General features: G+C 48.1%; 8 protein-coding genes and 2 pseudogenes. 7 read left to right on the top strand and 3 right to left on the bottom strand.

Features of this window, described 5'->3' with window-relative positions; translation table 11 throughout:
• The 6 genes and pseudogenes from U869_RS0127650 to U869_RS29815 all read left to right on the top strand — a co-directional run.
• A partial coding sequence (locus U869_RS0127650; RefSeq protein WP_025122630.1) for a type I polyketide synthase occupies nt 1-2928 on the top strand: 2928 nt, incomplete at its 5' end.
• A 10-nt stretch (nt 2929-2938) separates the two neighbouring features.
• Nucleotides 2939-8911, top strand: coding sequence for a type I polyketide synthase (locus U869_RS0127645; protein WP_025122631.1), 5973 nt, complete (start codon nt 2939-2941; stop codon nt 8909-8911).
• Nucleotides 8912-9007: 96 nt separating this feature from the next.
• Nucleotides 9008-10774 carry an NAD(P)/FAD-dependent oxidoreductase gene (locus tag U869_RS0127640; protein ID WP_025122632.1) on the top strand — a complete coding sequence of 589 codons (1767 nt, stop codon included), beginning with the start codon at nt 9008-9010 and terminating at the stop codon, nt 10772-10774.
• 104 nt (nt 10775-10878) lie between these two features.
• On the top strand, nt 10879-11748 hold the full coding sequence (locus U869_RS0127635; protein WP_025122633.1) for an alpha/beta fold hydrolase: 870 nt from the start codon (nt 10879-10881) through the stop codon (nt 11746-11748).
• A gap of 161 nt (nt 11749-11909) precedes the next feature.
• Entirely contained in the window at nt 11910-12788 is an 879-nt protein-coding gene (locus U869_RS0127630; protein ID WP_025122634.1) for a hypothetical protein, read from the top strand.
• Between the two features lie 344 nt (nt 12789-13132).
• Nucleotides 13133-13417 (top strand): annotated as a pseudogene (locus U869_RS29815) (reverse transcriptase domain-containing protein); the annotation flags it as partial.
• A 94-nt stretch (nt 13418-13511) separates the two neighbouring features.
• On the opposite strand, the pseudogene U869_RS32930 reads toward U869_RS29815, so the two are convergent.
• The 3 genes and pseudogenes from U869_RS32930 to U869_RS0127615 form a co-directional block, all read right to left on the bottom strand.
• Nucleotides 13512-13604 (bottom strand): annotated as a pseudogene (locus tag U869_RS32930) (IS66 family insertion sequence element accessory protein TnpB); the annotation flags it as partial.
• The gene (gene tnpA / locus U869_RS0127620) at nt 13601-14245 is read right to left on the bottom strand and encodes an IS66-like element accessory protein TnpA (RefSeq protein WP_025122636.1); all 645 of its coding nucleotides are present in this window, start codon (nt 14243-14245) and stop codon (nt 13601-13603) included. The pseudogene U869_RS32930 and the gene tnpA, both read right to left, overlap by 4 nt.
• A 326-nt stretch (nt 14246-14571) precedes the next feature.
• Nucleotides 14572-15975 carry an ISNCY family transposase gene (locus U869_RS0127615; protein WP_025122637.1) on the bottom strand — a complete coding sequence of 468 codons (1404 nt, stop codon included), beginning with the start codon at nt 15973-15975 and terminating at the stop codon, nt 14572-14574.
• Between the two features lie 302 nt (nt 15976-16277).
• On the opposite strand from U869_RS0127615, the gene U869_RS31680 reads away from it, so the two are divergent.
• A partial coding sequence (locus tag U869_RS31680; RefSeq protein WP_232785410.1) for a hypothetical protein occupies nt 16278-17412 on the top strand: 1135 nt, incomplete at its 3' end.

Below are 17412 nucleotides of genomic sequence, written 5' to 3'. Positions count from 1 at the left end.
GCGGAATGCCTGGGTGACGGCGTGGAGGATGTGCAGCTGGTTGCGAGTCTGCAAAGAAAGCGCGGCGAGTCAGAGGCGGTGCTGGAGGGACTGGGAGCCCTGCACGTGCGGGGTGCGCCGGTGAACTGGGCGGGGGTGTTCAGTGGTGAGGAGCGTCGGGTATCGCTGCCCCTGTACGCCTGGCAGCGGGAGCGTCACTGGATCGAGCCGATGGCGAAGGCGCTGTCCGGAGAAGAGACAGGACATCCGCTGCTGGGAAGGCGGATCTCGCTGGCCGGAGAGGGGGCGGTGTTTGAGTCGCGGATTGCCCAAAGTACGCACGGTTGGTTGTACGATCATGTGTTTGGCGGGCTGTCAATTATGCCGGGCACCGGCTGGGCCGAGATTGTCTGGGCGGCGGGCCATCACTACTTCAAAGAAAAAAATACCGAAGTCACTTCACTGGTGATCCGCTCGCCACTGGTGCTGGAACCAACCGGTTTTAAAGTTCAGGTACATATCAAAGACCGGGGCGATTTTTATGAAGCTCTGGTGTATTCGCAAACGCTGAGTAATAACGATAAGCCGCAGTGGGCGCTCAATGCCTCGGCTGAAATCCATGCGGGGGTTAAAACACCGCAGTACTTGCGCGAAGCCCTCCGCGCGCAGCAGGGGGAATACACCGTAGTCAACACCGATGAAGCTTACGCCGGCTTTACTCTGCTGGGAGTGGAATATCGCGACGGCTTCAGAGGCGTAACCCACGTTTCCAGCAATGGTCGTTATACGCTGGCGGAGATTAGCCTGCCAGAGGAAGCCAGTGGTTCAGGGTATGGCGGGCATCCTGTCATGCTGGACTCGGCAATTCAGGCGCTGTGGGCAAAGGATTCCGTGGGCATTTTTCGCCGTTCTGCGACTGAAAAAAATCAATTCTCTGACGTTTACCTCCTGTTCTCTATCGACAGCTATGTGGTCTGGCAGCCCGACGTGCGCCGGGCAAAAGTGGCTATCGCCCTGAGGGACTCAGATAAAAATGATAACGGGATTGTCGCTGATATGGTCTTTTACGATGAGAACGATGAAGTGGTCATTGAAGTCACCGGGTTACGTGAACGCTTAATCAGTTACGACATCCTGAAGAGCACCGCCGTTGAAAATTCGGCGGTGTACCGCACCCGTTGGAAACATACGCAACTCGTACCCGTATCGCCGGTAACGGGTAGCTATCTGGTGGTGGCGCACCAGAATGATGATCTGGGCGAAAACACGGCGGCTCTACTGCGTCAAAGAGGCATCGATTGCGAGGTGGTCGACTTCGCGCAGCTGGCTATGGCCCCGCAGGCGGACAACATTGTCTGCTGCTTTGGCTCATCTTCCACTGGGCAGGTGGGCAGTTGGACCCCACTCGCACATGGATTGGCGGTACTGAAATTTATCGGGCAGAACACGGCAGATGTACGGCTGTGGTGGGTCACTCGGGATGCGGTATCAGTGAACCAGGATACTCTCAGAGATATCGCCCAATATGCCCTCTGGGGTGCCGGGCGCACGTTGATGTTTGAACACCCGGAATACCAGTGCACGTTGATTGATCTGGCTAAGGGCGCCAGTACTCAGGCGCTAATTCAGGCGATAACCCGTAATGATCATGAACGAGAAATCATGCTGACTGCTACGGGGGAATATGTCTCCCGGCTGGAGCAGGTCAAAGAGATGGGGGAGGGCAAAGCGTTGAGGCTGCCAGGGACGGTTTTGATCACTGGTGGCCTGGGGGCTATTGCCCGACAGATCGCACATCGTTTGGCGAAGGCGGGTGCTGCACATCTGATGCTGACCGGGCGACGGGGACTGGACACGCCCGGCGCGGCGAAAATCGTTGCGGAGCTGGAGCAGGCTGGTACGCGGGTGACGGTGATCCCGGCTGATATTGCCGATCCGCAGGCAGTGAAACAACTGCTGGAGCAGGTACCGCAGGCGCTGCCTTTGCAGGGGGTGATCCACACGGCAGGGGTGCTGGATGATGGCATTCTGCGGGAGCAGACCGCCGAGCAACTGGCGAATGTATTTGCTGCCAAAGTGCAGGGCGCAATCAATCTGGATGAACAGACGCGGGAGCGCGATCTGGACTTCTTTGTGTTGTTCTCGTCAATTGCTGGCACGCTTGGCTCAGCGGGGCAGGGCGGTTATGCCGCAGCGAATGCCTGTCTGGATGCGATTGCAGGCAACCGCCGGCGCCTGGGACTGGCAGGGCAAAGCCTGGCGTGGGGGTTGTGGGCCGATGAAGAATCGAACGCACTGGGCATTGCTTCGGGTCTGGATGCTGCTCAGCACACCCGCTTACAGAAAACCGGGATTGGCCCGGTGACTCCCGCTCTCGGCGGTAAACTATTTGAACAACTGCTGGGCAGCAGTGAGGCCAATGTGTTACTGGCCCCACTCGATCTACCACAGCTGAAAGCCAGCTTTGGTGAGGAGATCCCCTCCCTGTGGCAGGATTTACTCCGTGCAGACAATACGCAGAGGTCTAAAACAGGCGGCTCATCATTAGCGAAAGAACTTGCCGCGCTTCCTGAATCTTCCCGCTTTGAACGCATTGTTGATGCGGTGCGCAGTGTCATTATGGATGTGCTGTCTATCAATACAAACGGCATCAACATTAACCGACCATTAAGTGAATTAGGACTGGACTCTCTCACTGCCGTGGAATTGCGTAACGCATTGCGCAAAACCACCGGTAAAACGCTGCCAGCGACGCTGGCATTCGACTATCCGACTATCTCCGATATTGCCACCTATATTCTGCGCCTGTTTACGGCGGAGATGACGATGGCTAAAGAAGACGCCGGTGACATCCTCCAGACCACCTCTGTGGCCTCGGACACTGCGGCCCTCTCGGAGAAAGAGGTTGACGACGAACTGGCTAAATATATTAACGAATTTTTAAATTAAGGACGAGATCATGGATTTTAAAAGAGATGCGTTAACTACCATCAAAAATATGAAGCAGAAGATTGAGTCTCTGGAAAATGAAAAAAACGAGCCTATCGCCATTGTGGGTATTGGCTGTCGCTATCCTGGTGATATTGATGACCCCGATTCATTCTGGAACGTTGTAGAGAATGCCACGGATGCAGTGACGGATGTGCCGAAATCCCGCTGGGATGCTGATGCGCTTTACGACCCGGACCCGGCGGTGCTGGGGAAAGTGGTCAGTCGCAGCGGCGGCTTTGTTCCCGATATTGATCAATTCGATGCGGATTTCTTTGGCATCTCTCCGCGTGAGGCGGTGAGCCTTGACCCGCAGCAGCGCCTGCTGCTGGAAACCTGCTGGAAAGCGCTGGAAGACGCCGGGATCCCACCAGACAGCATCGTCAATAGCAAGACCGGGGTGTTTATCGGGCAGAGCGGCCAGGAGTACTGGACCCTGGCCGTTGAGGGGGGGCTGGATAAGCTGGACGGTTATGTGGCAACTGGCAGCTCATCGAGTGTCACTTCCGGACGGCTGAGTTATACCCTTGGCCTGAAAGGGCCAAGCCTGACTCTCGATACTGCCTGCTCCTCTTCACTGGTCTCCATTCATATGGCCTGTCAGTCGCTGCGCAATAATGAGTCCTCAATGGCCCTGGTGGGGGGGGTGACAGTGATGGTGTCTCCCGTCTTCTGGGTTGAGTTCAGCCGCCTTCGCGGACTGGCCAGTGATGGGCGATGCAAAACTTTTTCCGCAGAGGCTGATGGTACCGGATGGGCAGAAGGCTGCGGTGTGGTGGTGCTAAAGCGGCTGAGTGATGCACTGCGGGATGAAGACCGCATTTGGGCGGTTATACGTGGTACGGCGGTTAACCAGGATGGGCGCAGTAACGGCCTGACTGCCCCTAATGGCCCAGCCCAGGAGGCGGTGGTTCATGCGGCCCTGAGACAGGCTGGTATAAAACCTGCTGAAGTGGATTACGTGGAGTGTCACGGTACTGGCACCCGGTTGGGCGATCCGATTGAGGTGCAGGCGCTGGGTTCCGTACTGGCCGAAGGCCGTAGCGCAGACAACCCGGTGATCCTCGGTTCAGTCAAAAGCAATATTGGACATACCCAGGCCGCTGCCGGTGTAGCGGGTCTGATTAAGACGGTGCTGGCAATGCAGCACCAGAGTATCCCTCAGAATCTGCACTTCACCACTCCAAACCCGCTTATTCCGTGGGACACCTTGCCGGTAAAAGTCGCGGACAAAGCGATCCCGTGGCCAGCAGGTGATAAGTCGCGTATTGCCGGAGTCAGTGCTTTTGGTTGGAGTGGTACCAATGCGCATATAGTTTTGGAAGAAGCACCCCGGGCGGCGATGGCGACCAGTGAGCGCGAAATGACCCCGTGTCCGGCGCAACTGCTGGTACTTTCAGGCCGTACAGAGTCGGCCGCCCGGGCGGGGGCCGCGCAATTGGCGGAGCACTTGCGTGTTAACCCAGAGCTTTCACTGAGGGACATAGCCTGGAGCCTGGCAACGACGCGCATGCATCACGAATACCGCCTGGCGCTGGTCGCAAGTGACAGAGAAACCGCAGAGCGGCAGCTGAGACAGGTCGCACACGGCGAGGTGGTCGAAGGGACAAACGGCGGGATGGCCCGTGGGCAGGGGCGCAGCGCCTGGTTATTCACCGGGCAGGGCTCGCAGCGGGTTGGTATGGGCAAAGAGCTGTGGGCGCATTTTCCGGTGTTCCGTCAGGAGTTCGATGCCGCCTGTGAGGCACTGGAACGCCATCTTGGAGGCGATCTGAAGGCGGTGATGTGGGGTGAAGATGAGAGCTTGTTGGCGGAGACGAGGTGGACTCAGCCGGCGCTCTTTGCGTTACAGGCAGGTCTGGCAGCGCTGTGGCGTTCATGGGGGCAGAAGCCTGAGTATGTAGCAGGTCACAGCCTGGGGGAGCTATCAGCGGCGTATGTTGCGGGGGTGTTTACGCTGGAAGATGCAGCACGTCTGGTGGCTGCTCGGGGGCGATTAATGCAGGCTTTACCGACGGGGGGAAGCATGGCCGCGCTGGGGGTTGCAGAATCAGAAATTTCTGCACTGACAGAAGGGATCGAAGTAGCGATAGCAGCAGTGAACGGCCCTTCTTCAGTGGTCGTCTCCGGGCGTAGCGAGTCGGTCCGGATGGTGATGCAACGGTGCGCCGGGCGTGGCATACAGGTAACCGAACTGGCCGTTTCACACGCGTTCCATTCAGCGGAAATGGCCGCGATGTTACCGGCTTTCCGTGATGTTGCCGAGAGCGTTCAGTACGCCAGCCCGAAACTGAAAGTGGTCAGCAATGTCAGTGGCGCGGTTGCAGATGAAGCAATATGCACGGCAGAGTATTGGGTGACGCACGTAATGGAAACCGTGCGATTTGCCGATGGCGTGAATGCGCTACAGAACGAGGGGGTGAGAGATTTTATTGAGTTAGGCCCTCAAGGGACACTGTTAGGCATGGTGGCAGCATGTCTGGATGAGCAGCAAGAGGACGTCGCGCTGGTTGCCAGTTTGCAGCGCAAGCAGGGCGAAATAGCGGCAATACTCGGTAGCGTCGGGAAGTTGCATGTCAGGGGAGCGCAGATCTTGTGGTCAGAGGTATTTAGCGGCGGTGAACAGCGCGTGCCACTGCCATTGTATGCCTGGCAGCGGCAGCGTTACTGGATCGCACCGACGCCGAAGGCGCTGGCGGGAGAGGAAACAGGGCATCCACTACTTGGTCGCCAGATCTCACTGGCCGGAGAGGGGGGGGTGTATGAAGCATTAATCACCCCGGCTAAGCATAGCTGGCTATACGACCATATTGTCGGTGAATTAGCCGTTGTACCAGGCGCTGGCATTGGTGAACTGGTCAGGGCCGCAGGTGAAATTTATTTTTCCCGCCCAGATGTAAGCGTGTCCTCGCTGATCCTGCAATCACCGCTCATTCTGGCGGAAGATGGGCAGTATATTCAGGTAATGATTAATAACAGGGATGGCCTGTATGAAGTAAAAGTCTGGAGTCGCCAGGCACAGAAAGCCGAGTGGCAATTGAATGCAATCGCTGAAGTCGCGGGTGACATAGCCTTTGTTGCCCCACTGGATTTAACAGCGATTAAATCTCGTTGTGAAACGCAAAGCGATATCAGCGAGGTGTATCAGCGCTTTGCGGAACTTGGACTGCCGTATGGCCCGGCATTCCGCGGTATGCAGGAGATCTGGTCGAATGAAAATGAAGTGCTGGCCAGTCTGAAAGTTCCTGATGAACTTAATGATATATCTGCGTTTGGCATTCATCCTATTTTGCTGGACTCTGCGTTTCAGGCATACCTCAGTGTGAACAAATCGGAGGTGCTGCAACTTCCATTTTCAATAGACAGCCTTGTCACTTACCAAAAGACGGACAAAAATGTATTCGCCTGGGTAACCGTTGAAAAAGCGAAAAATAACAGCATTACGACTAACGTGGTTATTTGTGATTCAGCTGGCGTGATCCTGACTGAAGTGAAAGGATTACATGGACGACCAACCTATCCTGCTACTTTCTTGAGTGGCCATTCGATCGCACGCTCTATTTATGAAGTCTGTTGGAATACCGCCCCGGTAAGCAATAACGCCCGACAGGGTCGTTATCTGATCGTTTCTCATCCGGGTGATGCCACTGCTGAAAACATCGCAGCATTATTACGAGAAAAAAGTATTGATTTTGAGATGGTCGATTTTGAGCGACTGTCCGTGGCCCAGTATGCAGACAATATTGTTTGTATTTTTAGTTCGATTTGTGAAGAGAAAGCGGAAAGCTGGGCACCGCTGTTGAATGCATTATCAGTGTTGAAACATATTGAGCAGAATAAATGGGATGTCCGGCTGTGTTGGGTAACCCAAGGGGCAGTCGCAGTAAATGATGGCACCTTCTGTGACGTTGCCCAGTATGGACTCTGGGGAGCTGGGCGCACAGTGATGCTGGAGCATCCTGAATACCAATGTACATTGATTGATGCTGGAAAAGATTCAGATATCAGAGCATTAGTTGACGCGATCATGCAGGATGGCGACGAACGAGAAATCGCATTAACCGTGCAGGGACAGTATGTCCCTCGATTGAAACAGGCGAAAGATATTGATGGCAACCGTTCTCTCAGATCCACGGGCACAATACTCATTAGTGGCGGTCTGGGGGCGGTAGGAAAAAATATTGCGCTTAAGCTAGCTAAAGCCGGTGCGACACATCTGATACTTACCGGGCGTCGGGGGCAAGAAACCCCTGGAGCGGCAGAGGTGGTAGCAGAACTGGAGCTGGCGGGAGCACAGGTGACTGTTGCAGAGCTGGATATTACCGATCCTCAGGCAGTGAAACAGTTACTTGAGCAGCTCCCTCAGGAGCACCCTTTGCAAGGCGTCATTCATGCTGCCGGGGTACTGGATGCGGGTGTTTTACTGGAGCAAACAGAGGAGAAACTGGCGAATGTGTTTGCCGCTAAAGTGCAGGGGGCCATGAACCTCGATAAGTTAACTAGAGAGTATGATATTGATTTATTTGTACTATTTTCATCTGTAGAAGGAACGCTAGGCGCCGCAGGTCAAGGGGGGTACGCTGCGGCAAATGCATGTCTGGATGCCATTGCTGCTAATCGCCGAAGTATTGGACTTGCAGGGCAGAGTCTGGCGTGGGGGCTATGGACAGATGATTCATCAAACCCACTGGGCGTTGCCTCGGGACTTGATGCGAAGCAGCAAGCTAGAATCGAAAAAATAGGTATCGGGATTGTTAAAAAATCACTGGGTACTGAGCTATTTGAAAGTGTAGTAGGGTGTTCCAAAAGCAGATTGTTACTGGCTCCAATTGATGTAGAACAGCTGAGAGTAAACTTTAAAAATGACATCCCTTACCTCTGGAAAGAGTTAGTTAAAGCCAAAGGTAATTCTGCATCAAAAAACCGCCGTTCTCACCGACAAATTGATTTAGCAACAGTCAGGGGAACTGTCCGTTTTAATGCGATAGTTGATATTGTTCGTAATAATATTATAAGCGTGTTAGCCCTTGAAGAGAAAGATGTGCATATCAACAGACCACTTAGTGAACTGGGTCTGGATTCCTTGACTGCAGTAGAGCTGCGTAATGAACTGCGGAAAAGTACAGGAAAAACATTGCCAGCAACACTGGCGTTTGATTACCCGACTATTTTTGATATGGCAACATTTATCAATGAGCAATTCATGCTGTCGGAACCCGCTGAAGAGAATCGAACAGGTTTAAAATTAACAAATAAACGTACCGTTTTTTCTCAGTTAAATACGCCTGAGAAAGTCACTATGCGAGTCTTCTTCTTCCCATATGCCAGTGGTACAGCGGGTTCAGCGCTCAGATTAGTGAAGTACTTCCCAGATAACTATGAGGTTCATGCACTTAACTACCCGAGAAATGATGGCTCTGATTTAGATAAATTCAGGGGGGATATTATCACCGAGATGTGTCAGTACGCCGATGAACCTTATATGGTTGTCGGCCACAGTATGGGAGTGATGTTCGCCTATGATGCAGTAAGAACGCTATTAGAGAAAAAATATCATTCTCCAAATTATTTGGTACTTTCTGGTTATCCACCACCAAAGCTCTACCGTAAGCTGAAAGATAAACTGGATGAAACCGGCATAGAGGCTTTTATCCAGGGGATCTCATCGACAATCAGTAGGCAAGATATTCCTCAGGATCTGATAGACGATTTAAACAGAGATATTAACCTGAGTTTAGGTATGCCAACAGATAGTAGTGTGATAGATGTACCGGTGATTGCCTTATCAGGCACTAAAGATCCATTGGTGACGAAAGAAGAGTTAGAAGGGTGGCAGGATATCACCTCATCTGATTTTATTTGTGACCAGATTACTGGGAGGCATCACTATTGGTTTGAAGAAGCAGGTGCTAAAGCGTTCGTTGATAAAATTGTATTGAAATAATTAGAGTGTAACTTTATACGATAACAGATGTTTATTATAAAGATCTGCTATCGCTCTAACTGTTGACTTTGTGTTTTATTAAAAAGGAGATGTATTATGTTAGATAATAATCAAGAAACTTATGAGAGATATGAGTTGGAGCGCAATAAGCGCATGAGAGTTGATGGAAGAGAGCAATACCAAAAACTCAATGGTAAATTCTCGAACTTCAATAATGCACCATGGATTAAGAAGGTTAACAACAGGGACGCCGTAAATATTAATACACAAACACTTATTGTTGGCGGTGGTTTAGGGGGTATTCTTACTGCAATTAATCTAAAAAAACAAAACATCAATGACTTCATCATTGTTGATAATGGTGAGGATTTTGGTGGGGTGTGGTACTGGAATAGATATCCAGGGTGCCTATGTGATATAGAGTCTTATATTTATTTGCCACTGTTAGAAGAAACCGGCTTTATTCCATCACGCAAATATATTTCTGCATCAGAGATTGCCTCATATCTTAGACAATTGTGTAAAGAGTATAAGCTATATGAACAAGCCTATTTCTTGACTTCTTTCACCGAATCTTCATGGGATGAAGATCAAGGTCGTTGGGTATCAACTACCTCCTTAGGAGATAGCATTAAATCTAAGTATATTATCTTATCTACAGGTTTTCTATCAACGCCTAAGCTACCCAGCATACCAGGCATAGAAAACTTTAAAGGAAAAAGTTTTCATACCAGCAGATGGGACTATGATTATACAGGCGGAAGTGAAAAAGGAGATCTTCACCTGTTAAAAGATAAAAATGTTGCTGTGATCGGAACTGGAGCTTCTGCGGTGCAATGTGCACCGCATCTTGCAGCTAACGCAAAGAATCTGTTTATTTTTCAAAGAACACCAGTGGCTGTTGGCGGACAGTCAAATATTGCTACAGATATCAACTGGTTTAAGAGCCAAGGCGAAGGTTGGCAAAAAATCAGAAGTGACAATTTCAATAGTTTGATGGAAGGCATTCCTATGAATGTTAACCTGGTGAATGATGAGTGGACTGACTTAACTAAATACTTTGATTATGAAAATGAAAACATCATTGAGGCATGGGAAAATGCCGATTTGAAAAAAATGAATCAAATAAGGGAAAGGATAGATTCAAAGGTTAACGATGAGGAACTGGCTAAAAAACTTATGCCTTGGTATAAATGGCTTTGTAAAAGACCTTGTTTTCATGATTCTTATCTCGATATTTTTAATAAGAAGAACGTTCATCTTATTGATACATCAGGAAGAGGTGTTGATAAGATAACTGAGAGTTCTGTCATTGTTGGCGATGACTCTTATCCGCTTGACTGCATTATTTATGCGACAGGGTATGAAGTGGGTTCCTCATATGAAAGTCGCTGCAATCTGAAAATATTCGGTCGTAATGGTGTAAGCCTGACAGAGACGTGGGGAAACAGCCACCTGTCACTACATGGGTTTATGACACGTAATTTCCCCAATATGCTGATTATGAATCTCAACCAGTCCGCTTTAGCAGTGAATTTTTCTTATATGATTGCCGAGCAAGCAAAGCACGTATCATACATCATAGAACAATGCCAAAAAATGCAGTTGTGGTCAGTTGAACCTTATGCCGAAGCTGAAATAAATTGGGCTAACGAAGTTCTAAGTGCGGGGGAAAAAACGCTAAATTACCATATGAATTGTACCCCAAGTTATTTTAATGAAGAAGGGCACTTAAATGATGATGCAATAAAAAAAGGGCCACATGGTGGTGGTGCACTCAATTTTGTCGAAATACTCAATAGGTGGCGCGACAAGGGAGGGATGGATGGTTTGGAGTTAAATTTTAATAAAAATATTGTCTAAAGATTACAAGCATAATCATAGGCACTTTTTGATTTTTAGTTTTAGTTTTAGTTTTAGCAAAAGTATCCATGCAGTAAGGATACTTTTGCTCAGGAAGTTGAGTTATGATGAGTTATAATAAAAGAATCTTCTTTACTCCCCTAGGAAGAAAACTCGTTTATCATTCTTATACAAAAAAAAGTAGCATGGCTACGGTATTGATGTTACATGGATTTTCAGAGCACTCTTTTATTTGGTTAAAGACAGTTGAAGAAATCTCACAAAAACTGAATTGTGATTTTATAATTCCCGACCTCAGTGGTCATGGTTTATCTGACTGGAGAGAGGATGGTGATTATAATATATCTAATTATGCTAACGACATTGAAATGATTATAGATGAATTGAATTTACACTCGTTGATTTTAGTTGGCCACTCTATGGGAGGACGAATTGCGCAAGAGATAACAACAAGAAAGTTATCTTATATAAAAGGTATTGTTTTAGTTGATTTTTGCCCAGGCATAGATAACACCCAACCAGCCAATTGCATTCTGGAGAATTTCAACATATCCACCAATAGAAGTTGGACTATAGATGAATATAAGACATTCTTAAGTTCAACAAGACCATTAATACCTGAGAGCGAAATGGATTGGTATGCCAGGAATTTATTTGAGAAGGGTAAGAAGAACTTCCGTCTTCGTGTTGATCCCAATATTGCTAATTATAATATAGGAAAAAAAACAGTTAATGTTAATAATAAAACGTATAATCATTTATTGGGTGTGCCTATATCAATAATAAGAGGGCAATACTCATCATTTATAGATGAGAGCCAAGCAAAAAAATATTTAAGTAACTTTAAATTAGCTAGTTACTTCAGTGTCCCAAAATCGGGACATGGCCTAATTATAGAGAATAATAGATTATTTAATATGGCACTATATGATTCTTTGGTTTTTGTATTAGAATCAAATAGGGGTTACTCATGATGTTAAGAATAATCATTTATTAAAATGACCAAGGTGCGACCTAAGTAGCTTTTGCAATTAAACACCCTTGTGATGAATGATGTTATAATAATTAACTTTAAAACATGAAGATAATATAAATGGTCCATGTTGAGTGATTAAAGTACAAAGTGAGATATGATATGAAAAAGTTTAATTACAAATTAATTGCATTGGATGCTTTTAAAGGTCAAGTGTTTTCTATAGACCCTAATAATTATGTAACTCAAGTTTTAATTGAGCATGGCGAAGCAACGCCAGATGGTGTTGTCTATAATCCTAATGATCAGCTACTTTATTGGACCAATATGGGTAAAGACTATGATTCCCAAGATGGTTATATAAAACATTGCTCATTAAATGGTGAGTGTAGTGGTTACACTGTCAATATAGGTGACACACATACGCCTAAACAACTTGCAATAGATACTAATGCCAACTATTTGTATTGGTGTGATAGAGAGGGCATGAAAATAGAGCGTTGTCATATAGGAACGGGAAAGGTAGAGGTATTGCTAGATACTAGTAATTTGTTTCCCAAAGAAGTAAAAGAAAATAGATATTGTGTTGGGATTGCATTGGATACTCAAAATAGTAGGATTTTTTGGACAATGAAAGGTCCGAGTAAGGGGGGAGAGGGAAAGTTACTATGTGCACCTTTTGACTATCGTAACTCAAAGGCAATCATTGATTCTAACAAGATTAGAGTTATTTTCGATAAATTACCTGAGCCTATAGATTTAGCTATTGATTACCAAAATGATTTCTTATACTGGTCTGATAGAGGATTAGAGCCTGATGGAAACTCACTTAACCGAGTGAAGTTATCCTTACTTGATAAAAAAGAAGTATTAATTAGGGGCTTTAATGAAACCATTGGCTTCATTATAGATTCGGAACATGATACAGCATTTGTCTCTGATTTGTCTGGACATATTTATCAAGTAAATCTTATTTCTACGGATAAAAAAGTGATTTTACATTCCTATGACAGTGGGTTCACTGGGTTAACTCGTTTCTAATTGAGTATATCGTATTATTATCATTGTGTTATCAATCAAACGGCCATCAGGCCGTTTGTTGTATTGGTGCGCCGGGCACGGCGCGTTGCGCGTAAGCGCAACCGGGTTGGCTGTGGTAGCCAATCCTGGTGACTCGGAGGTGAAAGTCCTCTACACACCCGGCAAGGGGAAGTATTAGCCGAACGGCAAGGGTGCCCATCGTGAGGTGGGATCTGAAGGAAGCTGAAGGCAAAATGCTGGCCTGACGAACTGATGCTGGCCTACCAGCGAGTCGTGGAGAACAAAGGCGCGTCAGGAGTAGATAACCTGAGCGTTGGTGAACTCAAAGGCTGGCTGAAACAACATTGGGCAAGCGTCAGAGGGCTTTATTGCAAGGGAACTACATCCCGCAGGCGATACGCCAGATAGAAATCCCCAAGCCGGATGGCGGGGGACGGATACTGGGTATCCCGACGGTAGTAGACAGGCTGATCCAGCAAGCCATCCAACAACATCTCACGCCTTATTATGAGACCGAGTTCTCCGACTCCAGCTATGGCTTCCGACCGGGTCGCAATGCGGGGCAGGCAGTGCAGCAAGCACAAGCCTACATGCAGAATGGCCGACGGTGGGTGGTCGATCTGGATCTGGAAAAGTTCTTTGACCGGGTAAATCACGACATCCTGATGTCGAGGCTGAGCAGGAAAATCAAAGACGGTCGGATGCTCAAGCTGATAAGGCGGTATCCTCTTTTAGCGCATTCTGCACTAACCCATTGCGCATATCGATGACCCCTGCCACGATCCAGATACGTGTTCCCGCAGGCAACATGTTCATTGTGCACCGGCCTTCATTTCATGGATCAACATGCGCAGAAGCTCGTGTGTCAGGCTCCCGCGGATACGCAGTATTCCAGAGGGAAACTCCAGTTCGCAGCAAGGTTCTCCGACTGAATGTTGCGATATGGCCGGTGTCGGCTGTTCAGCCGCCGTCGTTGTTTCAGTCAGTGTAACGGGCAGGAGTAATGGTCCATCACCCTGTGGGCGCAGAAGCCCACGTCTGTAAAGGTTACGCCAGTTGAACAACAGGTTGTCGTTGATACCGTGTTCACGCGCCAGTTGCGCCACATTGGCACCGGGCGGAAGCGACTTTTCTGCCAGGTTGATTTTAAAATCACGTGGAAAGTTGGGCCTGCGAGGCCGTTTGCGTACAACAGGCACTTCCGGCAAAACAGGCTCAAGGGGGACAGATACCTCAGGCCTGACTGTTGTAGTACGCGCGGGATAAAGTAGGGCTTCGAGCTTGGCGGAGGTCATGCCCTCAGGCAATGGCCAGCTAATCCCCTGTTTTCTGAAGCGAACAAAGAGATCACAGATAGTGCTTTTGGGGATGCCAAGCCGGCGGCCAACTTCGACTCTGGATATATGCACATCAAGATGTAAGTGCAATGCATCAAGGAGCAAGGTCCGGTATTTCACAGCGATAATGTCCATTATGAATGATCTGCGCCCCAGATCTTGGACATCATTTTCTCTGAACCGGAGAGATATCGACAGACGGTCTAAATGAGCCGCTTACGTCTGTCGCAACGTCGTGCCTGTAGACTCACAGGTTTGTCCCTGTCGATGACCTGGTCGATGGATTTCGTCATGAATGCGCTGGCTACTAATATATTACCGAATACTATTTCAGCTATTGACACCGAGTTGCCTTTCAGATTAGGTATAGCCCAGTGCTGTAACAGTGTCAGATCAGGTTTAAGCTAATACAGTTAAATAATACAGTTAAAGCCATCCTGTCGGCATCAACGGGGCTTTTTACCAAAGATATCCTCCGAGCGTGTCTGTAGCTGTTTCAGTGCCTCAAGCATGTCATCTTGATCTAGTGAACGCTGAGATTTTTTCCCCGCAATTTTGGGCCGTCGCCGGGAAGGTCCATCTCCCGCAGGAACGGATTGTGAACGGGTATTATCCCGCTTACTCTGCACCAGGTTGATGAACTCCAGCGTTCGGCCAAGGCGTTTGTTATCAACAATCGCACCCTGATCGATTTCTGAAAGCCGGTCGTAGGTGGAGTAGGGAAGTGCAGAGCCATTCAGACGCAGTTCTTTAGTATCATCAGGATAATGATAAACCTCAATGTACTTACCAATTGCACGACGACTGAACTCACTGTCCTCGATCAGATATAGCATTTTATCGTACTGTAATGTCAGTGATTTGGATACCCTACGGCTTTCACGAACAGAAAAAATGAGGTTCAGATCTTCATCATGTTCAACTGCACGATGTACATCAAAGTCATGTCGCGGTACTTTGCCAAAACGGCGGTTATAGTCGGTCATATACGCTTCAGCAAAGTCATTTGCCTCGTCTATCGAACAGATATTCTTGAGCCGTAACTCCTTGACGAGTCGATCCTGAAGCGTCAAGTGTGCACGCTCAACACGGCCTTTGGCTTCACTGGTATTTGCACAGAGAGTCTGGATATTTAGCTCGTGCATAGCCCGACCAAACTGAGTGTAGCCGTCGCCGCCGGTGGCGTTCTTGTTATTAACACGAAAAACCCCGGCCTTGTCACTGTATAACGTCAGTGGTTTGCCGTGTTTTTCGATATAGCGTCGGGTTGCCTCGAAATAGCTGAAGGTGGATTCCGATTTTACGAACCGCAACTCCATGAGTTTACTCGTCGCATCATCCACATATACCAGCGCGGTGCATTTCGGCCCGCGTCCCTCAAACCAGTCATGGTCACAGCCATCAATCTGAATCAGCTCGCCAGTGCAGGGCCGCCTGTATCTGGGCTGATGAATTTTCGGAGGACGCATTTTTCTGGGAACCCATAAACCAGCGTTGATCATCAGCCTTCGAACAGTCTCTTTCCCCAAGACCAGCCCGTGGATTTCTTCGAGTTTTTCTCGCGCCAGCGTTGGTCCAAAATCAGGGTAGTTTTTCCTTATGATCTCCAATGCCTGATCAGTAAAAGCCTTGGGAAGTAAGCGATTGCCGGGATTTCCTCGGCTACGATTGTTTATGCCAAGCGGACCGTGTTCACGGTAGCGTTTAAGTAATCGACTACAGTGACGGGGCGTGATCCCGAGATGCTCAGCGGCTCGGCCAGGCGTGAGCCAGCGGTCAATGACATCCTGTAGAGTTTTGATGCGATTAATCTCTTTCACAGTAAACAGTCCTGAGCTTTCTGCACTCATGGCCATTTCTCCAGGCAGTTTCTTTTTTTACCCCCACAGTAAAAAGAAAGTTAACCCCCAAAAGACAACCATAGCGCAGACATTTGGATTGAGCCAGAATTAGACATTAGCATTGAGCCTCTACAACCTTGGTGCGCATAATGTATATTATGTTAAATAGCCTACGACGGTTATTAACTTCGCAAACCATCATCAGTTCGTAATAAATCAATATGTTAGTGATTTATGACACACCTCCCGTTTCCTGCATTATGTACAGAGTACATTTACTTCATACCCATGATAATTGAAAGGTTAAATTTATGTACTCACTTAACCAGTTGGTTATCTCCGGCTGTAAACGGCAGTGGATTCTGATGGACACGGAAACCTGTTTGCCTTTGTTGTACCCTCTTAGATATCACATTGATCATTTGGCTCATCGTTCATTGTCGACACAGTCTGCTTCACTACAGGCTGTTAAATTTTTTTACGAATTCTGGCAGCAGAAACATCGCATCACGTTTTGCTATAGCTTTCATTCATCTGGCCATAATCCGTATATTGCTATCGAGGAAATGGCAGCGTTTTCACTGTATCTGGAAAACGGTCGCGTAGCTCAGTCAAACCTATTGCCACTCACGCCAAGTTCTACTTCCCATGGCTATACCAACGCAGCACGATTTCGTGCGGTGATTCAGTTTGTTTCTTTTTTGATTAACACGTACATATCTCCAGCATATCGGGACGACTCTCCCAAAGCATTATCACTTTTGGCTTCACGTTTACATGCTCGTTTGCATCTTTGCCGAGACAGCTATCGGACATTGACACAAAGAAAACCTTCGCAACGCAGTCATTGTCAAGGATTTCAGAGCATGACCAATGCGATGGTGGCCAGTCTGTACGGCATTATGGCTCCCTCCTCTACCCAAAAGCATAACCCACTAAACCCCTTCCCCTCCGGGCATATTCAGTTTCGCAACTTTCTGGTTGTACGCCTGCTGTTAAATTATGGATTAAGAATAGGTGAGTTATTGCTTCTAGAGTGCAGTTCTATAAAATCAAATATAAAAGGAGATAAATTTAGCCTGATCGTCACTACTGTTGAGGAAGGACAAGACCCAAGGAAGAATGTTAGTGCAGAGGAAATTGCTCATATCCTGGGGCATACCTCACTTGCCGTCGCCAAGTATTACATTCTGGCAACGCCCGCACTGGCCTTGATTAGAGCCAAAGCGTTGGGCTCTAATCCAGTATGGAAAAACATGGTGACCATGATGCTAACTGGTGAACTGACCCCCTCGGCACAGTGGCAAGGCCAGCGTGTGGCTGGAATTGTTGGCGATAAGTTGCATGACAGAGTTGGAGGTTGTTCCAGAAGTGATGACGAATGCCCGTTTAGCGAAGTGCGCTGCTGCTATGGTTGCCTATATTATTGTAGTGGTCAACTAATAC

It is taken from the genome of Serratia sp. H1w, from assembly GCF_000633355.1.
GTDB lineage: Bacteria > Pseudomonadota > Gammaproteobacteria > Enterobacterales > Enterobacteriaceae > Chania.
This window is presented reverse-complemented; position numbering and strand designations above follow the sequence as displayed.